At 37.2% G+C, this 15,796-nt stretch carries 15 protein-coding genes; all 15 read right to left on the reverse strand.

What is annotated here, in order from left to right:
* Nucleotides 1–159: 159 nt before the first annotated feature.
* Nucleotides 160–1,128, reverse strand: a complete 969-nt coding sequence (locus ACEN3Z_RS03700) for a nuclease-related domain-containing protein (protein ID WP_407089674.1) — start codon at nucleotides 1,126–1,128, stop codon at nucleotides 160–162.
* Nucleotides 1,129–1,437: 309 nt separating this feature from the next.
* Nucleotides 1,438–1,968, reverse strand: a complete 531-nt coding sequence (locus tag ACEN3Z_RS03705; protein WP_407089675.1) for an acyl-CoA thioesterase — start codon at nucleotides 1,966–1,968, stop codon at nucleotides 1,438–1,440.
* Nucleotides 1,944–2,855 carry a ribokinase gene (gene rbsK, locus ACEN3Z_RS03710; protein WP_407089676.1) on the reverse strand — a complete coding sequence of 304 codons (912 nt, stop codon included), beginning with the start codon at nucleotides 2,853–2,855 and terminating at the stop codon, nucleotides 1,944–1,946. Before rbsK ends, ACEN3Z_RS03705 begins: the two co-directional genes overlap by 25 nt.
* Nucleotides 2,856–3,099: 244 nt before the next feature.
* Nucleotides 3,100–3,975 carry a metallophosphoesterase gene (locus ACEN3Z_RS03715; protein ID WP_407089677.1) on the reverse strand — a complete coding sequence of 292 codons (876 nt, stop codon included), beginning with the start codon at nucleotides 3,973–3,975 and terminating at the stop codon, nucleotides 3,100–3,102.
* On the reverse strand, nucleotides 3,959–5,755 hold the full coding sequence (locus tag ACEN3Z_RS03720) for an ElyC/SanA/YdcF family protein (RefSeq protein ID WP_407089678.1): 1,797 nt from the start codon (nucleotides 5,753–5,755) through the stop codon (nucleotides 3,959–3,961). Before ACEN3Z_RS03720 ends, ACEN3Z_RS03715 begins: the two co-directional genes overlap by 17 nt.
* 47 nt (nucleotides 5,756–5,802) lie before the next feature.
* On the reverse strand, nucleotides 5,803–7,563 hold the full coding sequence (locus tag ACEN3Z_RS03725; protein WP_407089679.1) for an ABC transporter permease: 1,761 nt from the start codon (nucleotides 7,561–7,563) through the stop codon (nucleotides 5,803–5,805).
* Nucleotides 7,563–8,594 carry an ABC transporter ATP-binding protein gene (locus tag ACEN3Z_RS03730; protein WP_407089680.1) on the reverse strand — a complete coding sequence of 344 codons (1,032 nt, stop codon included), beginning with the start codon at nucleotides 8,592–8,594 and terminating at the stop codon, nucleotides 7,563–7,565. Before ACEN3Z_RS03730 ends, ACEN3Z_RS03725 begins: the two co-directional genes overlap by 1 nt.
* 167 nt (nucleotides 8,595–8,761) lie before the next feature.
* Nucleotides 8,762–9,826 carry an extracellular solute-binding protein gene (locus ACEN3Z_RS03735; protein WP_407089681.1) on the reverse strand — a complete coding sequence of 355 codons (1,065 nt, stop codon included), beginning with the start codon at nucleotides 9,824–9,826 and terminating at the stop codon, nucleotides 8,762–8,764.
* Between the two features lie 427 nt (nucleotides 9,827–10,253).
* Nucleotides 10,254–10,931 carry a YoaK family protein gene (locus ACEN3Z_RS03740; RefSeq protein WP_407089682.1) on the reverse strand — a complete coding sequence of 226 codons (678 nt, stop codon included), beginning with the start codon at nucleotides 10,929–10,931 and terminating at the stop codon, nucleotides 10,254–10,256.
* 275 nt (nucleotides 10,932–11,206) lie between these two features.
* Nucleotides 11,207–11,347 carry a hypothetical protein gene (locus ACEN3Z_RS03745; RefSeq protein WP_407089683.1) on the reverse strand — a complete coding sequence of 47 codons (141 nt, stop codon included), beginning with the start codon at nucleotides 11,345–11,347 and terminating at the stop codon, nucleotides 11,207–11,209.
* Between the two features lie 184 nt (nucleotides 11,348–11,531).
* On the reverse strand, nucleotides 11,532–11,900 hold the full coding sequence (locus tag ACEN3Z_RS03750; RefSeq protein ID WP_407089684.1) for an iron chaperone: 369 nt from the start codon (nucleotides 11,898–11,900) through the stop codon (nucleotides 11,532–11,534).
* A gap of 97 nt (nucleotides 11,901–11,997) precedes the next feature.
* On the reverse strand, nucleotides 11,998–12,474 hold the full coding sequence (locus ACEN3Z_RS03755; protein ID WP_407089685.1) for a hypothetical protein: 477 nt from the start codon (nucleotides 12,472–12,474) through the stop codon (nucleotides 11,998–12,000).
* 81 nt (nucleotides 12,475–12,555) lie between these two features.
* Nucleotides 12,556–12,822, reverse strand: coding sequence for a hypothetical protein (locus tag ACEN3Z_RS03760; RefSeq protein WP_407089725.1), 267 nt, complete (start codon nucleotides 12,820–12,822; stop codon nucleotides 12,556–12,558).
* A 211-nt stretch (nucleotides 12,823–13,033) separates the two neighbouring features.
* Nucleotides 13,034–14,515: a carbon starvation protein A gene (locus ACEN3Z_RS03765; protein ID WP_138405036.1), complete on the reverse strand. Its 1,482-nt coding sequence runs from the start codon at nucleotides 14,513–14,515 to the stop codon at nucleotides 13,034–13,036.
* 225 nt (nucleotides 14,516–14,740) lie between these two features.
* Nucleotides 14,741–15,682, reverse strand: coding sequence for a carbamate kinase (arcC, locus tag ACEN3Z_RS03770; protein ID WP_138405037.1), 942 nt, complete (start codon nucleotides 15,680–15,682; stop codon nucleotides 14,741–14,743).
* Nucleotides 15,683–15,796: the final 114 nt, after the last annotated feature.

Consider the following 15,796-nt stretch of genomic DNA (forward strand, 5'->3'; position numbering starts at 1 on the left):
TTCTAAATTTAAGGTAATATTTAATTGAGCCATAATAATCTTCCTTTCAATGTTTGTCTGTCAACTACATTGTACCAAAGAGATTATTATGGTTTTTTACTTTTACACAATTATATGGGCTTTATCAGTTTCCGGAGCATCGCGCGACTTCACGACGCCCTATTTTGAATAATATCTAAATTCCTCATCTTTAAAGGCAAACTTCATTCGTTTTGCCGGGTTGACATAAGTTGATGCCTTCCCTTTTGAGTGTAATTCAAAATAATTTCGTAAAGTCCGCTTAATAATATACTCTAGACTTGGTTCGCCAATAAATTCAGTCACCGAACTTTTCGTCAGTGGCCATTCGTAATACAAAACGCCATAATCACAAATCGTGCGCAGAACCGCTCTTTGTTTTGGTTCTTGGCGCCCGCAATTTTTACACAATATATGATAGCGTCGCGATATCACATCTACTCGCCAGCTATCACAATTTTCACACAGGATACCACTCCGCGCTAAGGCGCGCAATTTCTTGTCCATCACCTCACTCACTAAATGCCCTTCAGTTGCTTTGCTCATTAAGTACTTTGCGACTTCTTTCGGATTCATCGAGCCTCCTCGGCTATCTTCAACCACTTTTTTCAAATATGATCGCAGTTCCCACCGCATTAAATAGGGGCTGACATTTTCCTGATCGAAAATTTTAACCGTATCGTCCTCATTGATAAACACCAGTTGCGATTCCACAGGAAAATAAAGTCCATCATTTTGAATAATTTCCTCAAAAATTTCTCCCGCTCGTTTGACTTGGGTAAAGAAATTACGCGACAGCCGCTCACCTTTTCGGTACCAAAAGCCTTCCTTATACGTAAATTCACTGAGTAAATTTTTCACTTCAAATCGGTAAATCGCATGAACTGTAATTAAAATCGTATCAATTTGAGTAAATTTATAAGGCAATTTATAGAAAATATCATTTAATATTACAAAATGTCCGGGGAGATTATCCCTCAGTATATTAATAAAATCTAAGTGTCCTTCGTAACCGACTTGTTGTCTGGCTAGTCTGTTTTTGACAGAAGTCGGTAGTTCGCACCTTTCATTTAAGCATTCATAAAATTGCAATTCAAACGGTTTGTCCATGTGTTTACCTCCAGTATATTTTTCTTTTATATATACATACGTAAAAAATGGGCATTTCCATTATTTTATTTGCAGATTTTTGAAATAAATTTGGATTAAGCTGGTTAAGGTGCGTCGTGAGCTGGTACGACGTACCGCAAATCAGTTGCCGGAGCGTCGTGGGTGAGTACGATGCGCCGTATTCGCGAATGCGGAGTGTCGTGAGTCAAAACGACGCTACGCAAGTCAATTTACGGAGTGTCGTGCCGGTTCACGACGCCCCGCAACCAAATAAAAAAGCCAAAGCAGTTGTGCTTTGACTCTATTTTCTTATCCCCAAGGGAATTCAATTGAAATATTTTCTTGAAATTCACGATCTGCCAGGCGATCTTCTGAACGTTTCTTACGACGCTCTGCGTAACCTTTCATTATGTAGCGCTCTTCTTTAGTCTCCGCTTCAAGTTGCGGGATGTCTGGCGCATTTTCGTCCACGACCACAAATGTTAAAAAGGCTGTGGCAGCTAAATAGCGTTCGCCGGTTGCTAGATCCTCTCCGATGACTTTCGCGAAAATTTCTGCTGAGCGTTTGCCAACACCCGAGACGATCGTTTCGATGCACACCGAATTCGATACGGGTAATGGTTTAATAAAATTCAAAACATCCATCGAAGCAGTTACACCAAGGGAACGCGTATGTCTTGTGAAACTAATCGCTGATACGTTATCAATCATGCGCATTAAATTTCCGCCGTAAAGTGTGTTGTGACGGTTCCCGTCCCCAGGCATAATCAAGTGCGTCTGCACCACACGTGAGTCACTTACTTTTTTAATTGTCATTATTTTTCTCCTCCAAATTTCCATTTTGTGTTAAATTCTTTATGTTCTCGCATTATTTCTAAGGTCGGCATCCCTGCTTGGGCGCCTTTTTTAGTGATTGAAAGCGAGCCAGCTAAATTCGCAAACTGCACACTCTCTTCTAAAGCCAAGCCTGAAGCTACTCCAAACGCTAGCGCCCCATTGAATGTGTCACCCGCTCCAGTTGTGTCGACCACGTCCGGCACATCAACCGCCGGAATCCACTGACGTGATTTTCCGTCGAAGAAGACCGCTCCTTCAGCTCCTAAAGTGACGATAATTTTATTAGGATATTTTTGTAAAATATTTTCCATCGTCTCCTCGGGAAATAGCACCTTGAACTCGGATTCGTTCGGAGTCAGATAGTCTACTTTAGCAATGTAAGCTTCGCTCATTTCACGTGCGGGTGCAGGGTTGAGTATAATTGGCGTATCAACTTCATTACACATATCAATTAATTGCTCAATGGTTTCAACTGGTGTTTCATTTTGAACAAGCACAATATCAAAACTTTTCACTAGCGCTTTTGAAATATCTTCTGGCTTGACCTCGTCATTTGCACCAGCAACGTAAATAATCGAGTTGTCTCGCTCAACTAAAGTGATGATCGCCGATCCGGAAGGCACACCGCTCACATTTTGAACTGCGTCTGTATTTATGTTTTCATTTTTTAAATTTGTCACTAAACGATCCGCGAACTCGTCATCGCCAACTGCGCCAATCATTGATACATCGGCACTTAAACGCGCAGACGCCACTGCTTGGTTCGCACCTTTACCACCAAAACATGTTTCAAATGAATCTCCAAAAACCGTCTCACCTTGCTCAGGCCGGCGACTCGCCTCTACGACAAAATCCGTGGAAATACTGCCAACTACCCCTATTCTTACCATATAAAAACCTCTCTAACTTGCATTCTATACCTATTATACCAAGTATTGCGGAAAAATATACGCCCAGCGCCTCGGAAAATAGAATATGACGACTTGGTGCGGTGCATCGTGACCTCCCACGACGGTCCGAAAATGAGCTTGCGTAGCGTGGTGCTAGCTCACGACGCCCCACAACCCACAATACTACCCTTTTCATTCAAAATTTCTATAATGAAAAAAGCCTGCTACAAAGCAGGCTCACTTATTACAAATCTTTATAAAATACACATTCAGATTGAACTGAATCATCAGTAGCTAAATCGATATATCGTATACCACGAAAATCCCCAGCCTTCTCTTCTTTACCACTAAACATTCCATAGAAAAGATGAATTCCTTCCCAAAGCAGTTCTGCGTTGTTCAAATGGTTATGTCCACAAAACACTCCATATATTTGATCTGAAAAAAGTAATTCAGAAAATAGCCCTGTATTTACTCGACTTGTTGATATCAATTGATCTGGTTCCAATAAAGTGCCACTAACAATTTGATCCTTTGCTCTCAAGTATTCTGGTATAGGAATATGAATAAATAACAGATTATCTTTGAGCGCTTTATATTCCTTGCTCGCTTCTCTAAACCACTCTACTTGTTTTGGTAAAATCCAATCATTAGTCTTCATCGGGCCCGGAGCCACATGTCCAGTATCCATTACATAGAGTACGCGATTTAAAAAGCCTCTCGCATCATTAACTTCAATGACATATTGAGTTAAATCTCCTACTATTTTTTCATGTTTTCGAATTACTTTATTTTTAACGACTTTGTTAAACAACTTTTCTGCGTCCTGTCGGCTCAATTCAAATTCTGTATCATGATTTCCATAAGTGATTGCCTTTGGTATATCAAACTTATTAAGAAATTCAAAAAAGCCAGTCATTATTCCAAGTTCTTCTGGATTATTATAACTATTACTAAAATCTCCTGTAATCATTATTAAATCCGGTTGAATATGTTGAATTGCATTAAATATATCAGATAAAATTTGTTCATCATTGTCATCAAAAGGATAATGATTTAAATGAACATCCGTTACCTGAGCAATACGAAATTTTCCTTCTTCATTAAAAGTTACTGTCATTAAATCTCACACTTTCCAAATCATTTTTAGTATATAGTTCCAAGGCTCTAAACAGAGTACTATAAGTTAAGCGTCTTTCATTTTGTGGTATATCAATTATCATCTCTTCAGCTGAAGAGCCGTAAATATCTAAAGTATAATCTACGGAATCTAAAGCTCCGATTAAACTCAAAATTGCTCGAGGTAAATGTGTCACCGAAGTAACTACACTACAGTTTTCAAAACGTGATTCTTTTAATATTGGAGCTATCATAACGCTATTTCCAACGGTATCTTTCGCTAAAGGCTCCATAATTATACGCTCTTTAGACACACCATGTTCAATTAAAAAGGATGTCATTGCTTCTGCTTCATTAAACGGTGTTGTGACTGCACCACCACTCACTATCACTTTTGCTTCAGGGAAAGCTTGTGATAATTCCAAACCTTTTAGGAGCCGATTTTCTAGAATACGTGGAATTTCTCCTTTATCAGTTAATCCATATCCATAAATTGCAATCACATCTAATGAGTTTAATTTTTCTAAATCGGAAACTACATGCTTTAAGTTTGAGTACTCAGAAATTATTTCTAAATATTTTTGTAATTTCTCAGCCCATTTTGGATGATAGTTTAATAATTTTTCTATATAAACTTGAGCTTCTTCTTGTTCATTATTGGCTATTCGACTAATTGCTCCTAACCAAAGCGCTTGTAAATCATCTGGTTCAACCCCTAGAAGCTTATCAATAACTTTCATTAAAGTTGAATGTGCTTCATAGACAAAATATATTTCCGCTTTGAATCTTAATGCATCAATGGCTGTCGTTTCTGACTTTTCCAGTTTAGTTAACTCAGCTAATGCTCTTTTCATTTGCCACTCGTTCACTAAATCAACTACTGATTTAAAAGCAGCTTGGTTGCTATAACTTTCCCCAAGTAGTGGGCGTAACTTTTGTGGATCAACTAGGCCGTTGTAATCTTTAAAACTCTCTTGTTCTTCCAAATATTTGTCATTTTTTTCAATCTTAATCCGATAGTCGGTCAAGAAATTCGGCCAATCAGTTTGTATAACATCGATGTTCCGAGAAATAAATGCATCCCAACCAGAATTTAATGAATCAAGTAATGCCATGTCATCATCAAAGTTGGCAAATAAATTGAAATTTTCACCTAGTTTCTCAGCATTTGCCATCAAAAAGAACCCATGGTTTTTGAGTGTTTTAATAAAATTCTTATCTAATAATTCACTATCGACTGATTTTACAACTAATTCCATTCCAACTGTGTTCAAATTGTCATATCCTAATACACTTATTACATCTTCGTGGCTTTTAACAATTGGCATAAAAGCAAGATCACCTGCGTTTCTTTCGAATGAAGTAAGCCACCTATTATTGACTGGACTTTTGAGTAAAAGAGATTTACTTTTCCCAGAATTGTGTATCAGTGAAAAAAATGATTTATCTTCCCAATAATGCCATGAACGATCAATATTAACTAATCTATCATTCGGGAGCCATGATAAAAATTCAGACAACCTTTGTATTCGATAACCTGATGGGTTACCTAATGAATTTAACACCGAAGCGCTATCTATAAAGTCAGAATTAAATTTCCAAAATGGCTTGTTAATACCTAATAAGTCTAACTCCCCACCATCATGAAAGAGATAAAAAACTCCATCTTTGGATCGACAAATATCAATTTCTACAATATCAGCTCCAGCTGCATAAGCTAATTGAGCAGATTGAGTTGTGTTTTGAATAATATTGCCTCCCCAAAAGCCACGATGAGACATTATTAAAAAAGGATACTTGTTTAAGTGGTATTGAAATCTATTATTTATCATTTTCTGCCTCGTTTTCTATTCGAGGCTCTTACGAAACCACTTCGTTTCTCCCCAACTCGTGTACCTCGTCCATAAACAAAGTAAAGTACTAATGAACTCACGACCATTAATAGCACTGAGTAAACTAAGTTTACAGCAACTGCATCAACGTTTGCTCCAGGTGCTGCATTTTCCCTAATGGCAATCCCTAGCGTCGGTCTCCCTGGTTGATATAGGAAAACGGATAAATCATAATCTGCTAAATAACTGTTAAAATTCAAAGCAATTAAGGCTAAGGCTGTTGGTAATAAAGCTGGAAATATTACTTGCCAAAATGTCCTGAAACCTGATGAACCAAGTACGCGTGAGGCATCTTCTAGGTTTTGATCGAAAGAGTAGTATGCACTCTTCAAATACCTTAAAGTTGAGGGTAGCATCATAATTAAATATACAACTGGTAATACCCACCATGTTCCGACTACTAAATTACCAAAAAGCAAAGCAGACGGTTCATCGTAAGCTAGAATTACTCCTAGTGCGATTAGTAATGCTGGTAGTAACCAAGGTATATAAAATGCTAACTCAATACCTTCGAAAAAATTACTTTTTCGATGAGTCATAACTAAACGGACTATAACTAACATGAAGATTACAGAAGCAACAGCCGCAATACCAGAGAATGTAAAACTGGTTAATATAGGTTGTAAGTTGCCTGCATCACTCAAAATACTTTGGTAATGCTCTAATGTAAAGAAGTCCATCGATAATATTGATTGTGTAATGCCTTGTGTATCCATAAAACTAAACAATACTACTAATATTAAAGGAAGAACATAAATTATAAATAGAACATATGCAATTATATGAATTACAGTATTTAATATTGGATTGTTAATTTTTTGTTTTATTAGTCTCGTTTTTGTTTTAGAAATTGATAAGTAATTCCCTTTTTTTTCGTTGTATGTCATCACGATTAGTAATACGATCTGAGCTAAACCTAAAACTAGTGAAAGTAAAGCAGCGATGTCACGGGAAGCTGGGCGTTGAGAAAATGTCAATATTAGAGGTGAAATTGTTTGGAAACTTCCACCTACCATTAGAGGTGCTGACATCGCACTCAGTCCAATTTGAAATGACATGATTGTCAGTGTAATTAGTACAGGCTTCAACATTGGAATGACAACACTCTTTAATATTTGCCACTGGCTACTCCCTAAATTTTCTGCTGCTTCAATGACACTACTATCCAATCCTTTTACAGCATTTCTCAAAAACAACATGTGATTTGATGTACAGGCAAAAGTCATTACAAACACTACTGCTGGAAATCCCGTAAACCATTGTGGATCAAGATTGGGATTAATTGAGAGCAGTAACTTTGTTAAAATACCATTCTGTCCGTAAACATATAAATAACCATTGTTTAATACTAAGCCCGAAAAAACGAGTGTCGACATAAAGCCAATTCTTAAAATAGCGGCTCCCTTTATATCAAAGTATTCTGTCACCAAAACAATAAAGGTACCTACAATATTTATTGTAAAAGTTAACACAATTGCTAAAATCACAGAGTTCATAACCGCTGTTACAGCCCTATTCGAACGCAATATTTTCGACACCGCATCTGTTGTAAACTGTCGATCTACCCAAAATGTATCTTTCATTATCGTAAATACAGGATTAAATAAAAAAGTTAATAAAAACCATAATATAAATAGAATTAACAATATCATTGGGAGTAGCTGTAAAAAATTCTTCTTTCTTGTAACTGATGCCATTATAAACTCACCTCGTACTCCAGAATATCTTTAGGATGTATAAATATTGTTACTTCATCTTGTGCAAAATCTGTCTGATTCCCATCTTGCTTTTCAATCGTTTTAAAAATGGTCCCAAAACTTTTTAATGTATAAGTTAAAAATTTTCCTGCAAATTGTATATGAGAAACTGTCGCTTTTAACGCTACTGAATCTTCCTCGTTATTAGTGCGCCACAATTTGATTTTTTCTTCCCGAATATAATGTTTTTTTGATAAATCAAACTGTTGATTTTCACCAAGCTGTTCATTGATCTTAGACATCAATTCATTTCCAACTATATTTGCTTCTCCAATAAATTTACAAACGAATTCCGTTTTTGATTGATTATAGATTTCTTCTGGCGTTCCTATTTGATCAATCTTTCCATTATTAAAAACTGCTATATGATCGGATAATTCAAGAGCTTCTTCTTGGTCATGTGTCACGTAAATTGCTGTCATCCCTGTCTCACTTTGGATTCGTTTCAATTCACTTCTTAATTGTTTACGTAATTTAGCGTCTAAATTTGAAAGTGGTTCATCAAATAAGACAATTTTAGGATTTTTTGCTAAGGCACGAGCAATGGCTACTCTTTGCTGTTGTCCACCTGAAAGTTCAGAAACATTCTTATGAAGGTGACTTTGATCTAGTTCAACTAGCTTTGCTAACTCATCTACTTTTACTTGAATTTCTTGTTTCGGTAGCTTATCAACCTTTAACCCGTATGCTATATTGTCATAAACTGTCATCGCAGGAAATAACGCATAGGATTGAAATACCATTCCTATGTCTCTTTGTTCAATTGGAATCGGAATAATATTATTTCCGTGAATTTTAATTTCTCCTTGACTGGGAGTAAGAAAACCTGCTATTGAACGTAGTGTTGTCGTCTTTCCACATCCTGAAGGTCCAAGCAAAGTAAAAAACTCACCTTCTTCAATAGTAAAACTTATATTATCGATTGCTACAAAATCATCATACTTAATTTCTAAATTTTTGATTTCAATCATGAAAAAATCCTCCCTAAAAATTAAGAGCGAAAGAATGATATTCTTCCGCTCAACACCTTTTATGATTGTTAAGACTTTAGGAAATAATAATAGTCAGATTAACGTAGTAAACTGATGAGTCATTCCTAATTGTGCCTTCACAATTACTTACCGTATTCTTTCGCTACTTATAGAGGCATTAACTCTAATTCAATTTTTTCAACCCAAGAACTGATGTTTTCACGAACGAAATCCCAATCAACATCCATTGGTTCTGTTGCATCAACAATTTCTTTGACGCGATCAGTTGTTGCTTCATAAGCCACTTCATTTAATGGGTGAGAACCAAATTCAGGTGCCCACTCAGCTTGGATTTCATCTCCGCCGAACCACTCAACAAATTCTTGTGCAGCAGTGTAGTCATGATCTTCACCTTTATCTAAGATACCGATTTGTTCACGCATTGTAATTACACCTTGCTCAGGGTTTACAATAACTCCTTCAAATCCATATTGTTCTTCCATTAAAGGTAAAGTACTTGTTGATGTATATGTCATAACAGTTTTTCCGTCTGCAAAGTTTTGCCAAGCGTCTTCACCTTCTGGTGTCATATAACCGTTATTTAAATACTCTTCTACTTGTATCCAACCTTCATCAGAGATACCGTATTCGCCATTCTCATCTTGGTATTGTAGTAGAATACTCATTACTGCCTTTTGGTTTGTTCCTCCACCTAATTCGTTGGGAACCATGTATTTTCCTTGTAAATCAGGATTTGCTGCTAAGTCTTGCCAATTAGAAGGCACTTGATCTTCACTTACAAATTCTGGGTTATAAATCATGAAGATACGTTGCTCTACTAATGGATGGTAGAAACCATTGCCAATATTTGCTTCTTCTGGGATTGTTTCTACCCAAGTAGGAACATACTCTAATAATATTTGCTCTTCAGTTAATTGTGCAAAACTTGCTTCATCCATACCGAATGTTACATCAGCTTGTGGTGCATTTTTTTCTGCTAATAAACGGTTAAGGATTTCTCCTCCTCCAGCAGCTACAAATTCTAAAGAAAATCCAGCTTCTTCTGCACGTTCAGCAATCCATTCTTCACGAGAATCAGATAAAGAGTTTGAGTAAACTACGACTTCTTTCATATCTTGAGCTTGCACATTTGATGTTAAACTAGATAAACCTAAACTTGATAATACTGTCCCTGCAACTGTAATAAACCCTAACGCTTTTTTAAGTTTCATAATATTCCTCCTAAATTTTTAACAGCTTTAATATTAACAACCTATTGTAAATTTATCGTAAATTTCAAGTAAATTTTTATCTTTTTATGTAAAGTTTATGTAAATAATATCGATTCCCATTGTAAACACCTTGCAGAATTTCACAATGCACTTTTCCTATTTTATGCTTTTTAACCCAAAATGTATGTGATAAAAAACGAACTATACGTCTAATAGACATATAGTTCGTTTTTATTTTATTAATATTCATTCAAAGGTGAGTCTCCGAGGCGTCGTAAACTCCCGCGACGGTCCGGAAATGAGCTTGCGGGGCGTGGTGCTAGCTCACGACGCTACGGAAACGGATTTGCGGTCCGTCGTGCCAACTCACGACGCCCCACAACCCCAAACCCAAATAAAAAAGACCTACATTCGCAGGTCTTCCTCACTATTCCTCTTCCAAACTCTCTTTAATCATGTCTTCTTTTAAGGTGAAATAATATAAACCAATCGCAATATCAATCACGGCTGCGATCAATAGCACATTCCAATTTGTGTATAGATGAATGGCTGTCGCTGATACAGCGCCGATTAAGAAGCACAACAGATTCACAATGTGAAAGCGCAGTTTCCAGCGGTCTTCGGTTCCACCTCGGAGATTGCGTCCCAGCTCCACACCAATATCGGTCACTGTTCCAGTTAATATTGTTGTTCGAATGACCAAACCTTTATAGAAGACGAACATCCCATTTTGTAGGCCGAAACTAAAGGCAATATAAATAAGGAAATAGACTGATTGATAACCAAACCAGTTGAACAGTAATAAAATGACACCCATAATAATTAAATAATTTCCGTAATTTAATCGTGGTTGAAACCGGTCAGTTGGATAAAAATACCCTCCAACAGTTGCCCCTACTAAAAAACTGATCGACATGGAGGCCATGTTTAACATCACATCATAATCTCCATGCGCAAACAGGATAGCAACTTTAGTCAAATTACCAGTATGTCCAGCAACTGATTGAGCAAATAATAAGAGCACCATCACATTCAGATAGCCGGCTATGAAGCGAAGCACCAATATCCAAATTGCCAACTTATAATTTATCTTATGCCTTTCCATTCTGCACTCCCTTTAGATAAAGTAACGATTGTAATTCACTGCGGCTCCCATTAAATTCGCATCATTATAAAAGTGACATTCTTGGACATTGGCTCAATTTCAGATGCGCCGTCTCGGTCTAAAAACATTTTAACCCGTAAAGCGATTCCTTCGACAATATTTTCCCGCACAGAAATGCCGCCTCCGAGCGCAATTAATTCGGATTGATAATCACAGATAAATTATAAATCCCACGCAAGAAAGCTCATAAAGCCATCGATAATTTCTAATGCATTTCAATTACCCGCTTCAGCGATTTCAAATAGTTCAAGACCGTCTTTAATCTGTGCCTCAGCTTGGTTGGCTTTATTATGTTGCTTCATTTGGGAATACGTTGATGCGGCCTTACTTAATGTTGTTTCCGAATCCATTAACATATAGCCAAATTCACTCGCAAATAAGTTTCGCCCTCTTACAGTTGCCTATTCATTGCGACAGCTCCACCAATATCAAAAACTAACACACTCACTTCATCGGGCCTATCTTCTTGATAACACTTTTCTAAATCATTCTAAAACTGACTCCCCTATTAGTCAATATAAAAAAGACGCTAATCCTCGATTAACGCCAAAATTTTGTGTAACCGGCTTTGTCTTCGAGGTTGTATTTTATCAAGGTGTCAATTAATGAAAAGGGGGTTGGATCAGTCCACTTGATGTGAATAATATTATTCGTATGGCTGAGGCCAAGGGCTTCAATCTCTTCTTTGAACTCTTTGATTGGCTTCACTTCAGGCGCTAGGGAAATATGCCCCTTGGAATGGCTAAAACCTATTATATATGTACCTTCATTTGTAAACATTGGTTGATTCCACGCAATTCGCGTATTTAAATTTGGATAATGCTCTTTAACCCAGACTAGAATTTCAGTCAGCTTCTCTTTATGCTCAGGGTCTCCCATGGCATTCAAGTATTCTTCAAATGTTTCCACACCACCACTCCTTGTTATCTCTATAGATTAAGTATACTACAGTACGCAAAAAGCATCTAATCTCAGAGCCTACTCAGGATTAAATGCTTCTAATTTCTTACATGACCCGGTTCATCATCAATTGAATCATAATTGATACTACTAACATAAAGATTTCACCACTATAAGTCGCCAAGGCGAACTTTGGTTGTTTAAAGGTCGCGAAAGCTTTTTTAATTGAAATCGCAAAATATTTTGTGACGAAAAATAATAAAATCAGTAATAAAAATCCGTGTACGACATTATTTAACATAAATAAGGCAATCATTAATAGAGCAATGCTAGCGTAGAAAATATGCTGACTTTCCTCGTCTTGCACTTTATCCCATTTCAACTTAATTAAATAACCTGCTAGCGGTAATAAAAAGATGGCTAGCATTTGTAACGTCAGTACCGGAGTTGTTTGAAGTAAATCAACCATCGTGACCGACTGCATTGATGCGGTTATATTAATGTAGAAGAGGAATAAGAAAGGGGTAAGGCAAAATAATATTATCACACCATAAATCATACGATTCATTAATTTTTTCGACATAATCATAAGGTTCTCCTAACTTTCTTCGGATTCTAATTTTCGAACATAATTAAAATACTTTAAAAATAACATATTCGTAACTCAACTGACGGGTAGAAAAGATACCATCTCATCATTTTTATAAGGAATAGTAATTGTTTGAAAGTAAATCGTATACTTGGCAATGCGGGTAAGTAAGCGTGCTTGACTACTCGTAATCGCAATTATTAACACATCACTCTCATTCGCTGCTCGGCTGATCATCTCATTCTGAAAGAGAATGGCTAAAGAAAGAATAATACCTGCGAATGAAAATAATAAAACCGGAACGAACATCGCTCCTCCAAAACGCTGTATCTTTTGCATCATACTTACTCACTCCTTTTTTTATAATGTATATTTATATTAAGTGAAGTTCCCAGTTTAGGCAACCGCTTTCAATTAGTTTGGACCGGGTTCCATTGTCAGGTCACAGTTCCAGAAGATGGGAATTGTTGCGGGATGAATATAACTGGGATAAAAAAACCTACCAACATTTTAAAAATGTTAGTAGGTTACTTGAGTTTGTAATATATACTATCTACACTTTCCCCGATGAGAAGGTTCCAATTGGCAAGTGGTCGTTGACGATTTCTGAGTTTTCGTCCAGAGTACTGATCTGTTTAGTTCCTGCTTTCCTTAAGTACCAAAGGATAATCACGGATACGACTAAACCGACAAGATATGTCACTGGTGTTAAGCCTAGGTTAAAGCCGATTGGCTCACTTAAGATATACACTAGCACGGCATATAACATGAAGGCACCTGGCACTAGAGCAACAATATAGTTTCGATTTTTCAATCTTAAGTAACGTGTCGCAATAAATAATGCAATTACGGCTGTCACTTGGTTTGCCCAGTTAAAGTAGCGCCATAGTAAATTGAAGTCTACTAAAGTAAGCATGAATGATACGACGAAAATTGGAATAGTTAACATTAAGACTTTCTTAGTTGTATCTTGTTTCACATTGATGTAGTCCGAAATAATTCCGCGTAAGCTTCGGAAAGCTGATAGACCCGATGAAATTGGAAGAACAATCACACCAAAGATGGCTAAGGTCCCAAAGACATTACCTAATAACATCACTGACACTTCGTTCACAACTGCCGATGGTGTTCCTGAATTTATTAAGGCACTTAACGTTCCTGCATCGAATAAACTCATTGAAGCCGATGCCCAAATCATTGCGATAACACCTTCTGCAATCATCATTCCATAGAAAATGTACCGACCTTGTGATTCTGATGTTGTTGTACGAGAAACCATTGGTGATTGAGTTGCATGGAAACCTGATAATGCTCCACATGAAATTGTAAAGAAAATCGCTGGGAACATTGGTACACCGTTATAGTCTTCTAAACGAATTGTTGATAAAGTTAACTCTGGCATTTGGTAGTTTCCAAAGATTAATGTTAAACCAATCGCAATTGTCGAGATAATTAAGATGGCTCCAAAGTATGGATATACTTTCCCCATTGCTTTATCAATTGGCAATAACGTTGAAATGACATAGTAAACAAAGATAAGTAACGTAATAATACCAATCGTTAAGAAATCAGGTGTTAAACTACTAATTAAGTTAGCTGGCGTTATTACGAATACCGTTCCTACTAATAGGAGTAATACAATTGAGAATAGGTTTACGATATGTTTGAAGTTTTTACCTAAGTAACGACTGGCTAACTCTGGTAAGTGAGCACCATCATTACGTAAAGAAATCATACCGATCATGTAATCGTGAACGGCTCCCCCGAAGATACAGCCGACAACAATCCATACATAAGCGATTGGCCCGTAGAGCGCTCCCATAATTGGACCAAAAATTGGCCCTGTCCCCGCAATATTTAATAATTGAATAATGGCATTTTTCGAACGAGACATTGGCACGAAATCCATGCCATCTTTTAATACTTCCGCAGGTGTTTTACGATCTGGAGCAATTTGAAAGTTCTTTTCAATAAATTTTCCGTAAGTAAAATACCCAATCACTAGTAAAGCAATACCACCCAATAAGGAAATCATCTTTTCCACTCCTTCTTTCTTTGTTAACTAAAATATACATTAAATAAGAAAGAATAGGGCTGTTTTGTGACCAAATGCACAATATTTTAGATGAAATGCACATCTCGGCAGGTGAAGCGTTTACACTTTCTCTCTAACAAGCCTCAAATATCAATGAAAGCTTGAAAAAGACCGACTCACGATGATTTTGCCTCTTGAATCCTCGTGACTCGACCTTTATTTTAGTTAGCTTGCTGTTATTACCGTTACAGAACCGTCTCCGAAAATCGCTTCGATGTTTTCTAGCGACGTGATGACTACGGTACTTTCAGGACGATTTTCTACTAATGAAATGGCTGCTTCCACTTTTGGTAACATACTACCTGAGGCGAATTGGTCTTGATTGATCCACTCTTTTAGCTGGTCAGCAGTCACTTCTTCTAATTTTTCTTGGTTAGCTTTGTTGTAATTAACGTAGACATTATCTACCCCTGTAAGGATGAATAAGTAGTCTGCTCCGACTAACTCAGCCAGTTTAGCTGAAGCAAAATCCTTATCTATGACTGCTTCCAATCCTCTGTACCCATGCTCGACCTCTTTGACTGGGATCCCGCCGCCTCCAGCTGTGATCGTGATGAAGTCATTTTCAATGAGTTTCTCGATGGCTGGGTATTCAACAATTGTTATAGGTTTTGGAGATGGGACGACTTTTCGGTAGCCACGTCCCGCATCCTCTACATAAATGTCTCCAGTCTCCGCAGTTAATTTATTTGCGTCTTCTTTGGAATAGAAAGGGCCGACCGGTTTAGTTGGGTTAGCGAAGGCTGGGTCGCTTTCGTCAACGACAACTTGAGTGACAACTGAAGCCACGTGTTTATTAATGCCTGTTTCAGCTAAGGCTTCATTCAAAGCTTTTTGGAGCCAATACCCGATGCTTCCTTGAGTCATCGCCACAAGGGTATCTAAAGGTAGGGCTGGATTCTCTTTTGAATCAGCGGCTGCCTGTTGTAATGCTAAGTTCCCTACTTGTGGGCCATTTCCATGACTGATAATTAATTGATGACCTTCCTTGATAAGTTCGATAAGTCGCTTACTTGTATAACGTAAAGCTTCGATTTGTCCTTTTGCTGATGGATCATCCGTAAGGATTGCATTCCCACCTAAGGCTACAACAATTCTTTTACCCATAACTACCTCCGATTAATTTGTAATAAAATACTTTAACACCGACTAGTATATCATTCTCAGCCGTTACGCCATAGTATTATGAATTCTTAATTTCGGATTGTGAGCAAATACAGC

Origin of the sequence: Ruoffia sp. FAM 26254 (assembly GCF_045528545.1) — a bacterium.
In the GTDB taxonomy this organism is placed as follows: Bacteria; Bacillota; Bacilli; order Lactobacillales; family Aerococcaceae; genus Ruoffia; species Ruoffia halotolerans.

What these genes read in the sequence shown, in the direction of transcription:
- ACEN3Z_RS03700 (WP_407089674.1), bottom strand. Translation starts at nt 1,128, where the DNA reads ATGGACAAACCGTTTGAATTGCAATTTTATGAATGCTTAAATGAAAGG.
- ACEN3Z_RS03705 (WP_407089675.1), bottom strand. Translation starts at nt 1,968, where the DNA reads ATGGAAATTTGGAGGAGAAAAATAATGACAATTAAAAAAGTAAGTGAC.
- rbsK (WP_407089676.1), bottom strand. Translation starts at nt 2,855, where the DNA reads ATGGTAAGAATAGGGGTAGTTGGCAGTATTTCCACGGATTTTGTCGTA.
- ACEN3Z_RS03715 (WP_407089677.1), bottom strand. Translation starts at nt 3,975, where the DNA reads ATGACAGTAACTTTTAATGAAGAAGGAAAATTTCGTATTGCTCAGGTA.
- ACEN3Z_RS03720 (WP_407089678.1), bottom strand. Translation starts at nt 5,755, where the DNA reads ATGTCTCATCGTGGCTTTTGGGGAGGCAATATTATTCAAAACACAACT.
- ACEN3Z_RS03725 (WP_407089679.1), bottom strand. Translation starts at nt 7,563, where the DNA reads ATGGCATCAGTTACAAGAAAGAAGAATTTTTTACAGCTACTCCCAATG.
- ACEN3Z_RS03730 (WP_407089680.1), bottom strand. Translation starts at nt 8,594, where the DNA reads ATGATTGAAATCAAAAATTTAGAAATTAAGTATGATGATTTTGTAGCA.
- ACEN3Z_RS03735 (WP_407089681.1), bottom strand. Translation starts at nt 9,826, where the DNA reads ATGAAACTTAAAAAAGCGTTAGGGTTTATTACAGTTGCAGGGACAGTA.
- ACEN3Z_RS03740 (WP_407089682.1), bottom strand. Translation starts at nt 10,931, where the DNA reads ATGGAAAGGCATAAGATAAATTATAAGTTGGCAATTTGGATATTGGTG.
- ACEN3Z_RS03745 (WP_407089683.1), bottom strand. Translation starts at nt 11,347, where the DNA reads ATGTTAATGGATTCGGAAACAACATTAAGTAAGGCCGCATCAACGTAT.
- ACEN3Z_RS03755 (WP_407089685.1), bottom strand. Translation starts at nt 12,474, where the DNA reads ATGTCGAAAAAATTAATGAATCGTATGATTTATGGTGTGATAATATTA.
- ACEN3Z_RS03760 (WP_407089725.1), bottom strand. Translation starts at nt 12,822, where the DNA reads ATGATGCAAAAGATACAGCGTTTTGGAGGAGCGATGTTCGTTCCGGTT.
- ACEN3Z_RS03765 (WP_138405036.1), bottom strand. Translation starts at nt 14,515, where the DNA reads ATGATTTCCTTATTGGGTGGTATTGCTTTACTAGTGATTGGGTATTTT.
- arcC (WP_138405037.1), bottom strand. Translation starts at nt 15,682, where the DNA reads ATGGGTAAAAGAATTGTTGTAGCCTTAGGTGGGAATGCAATCCTTACG.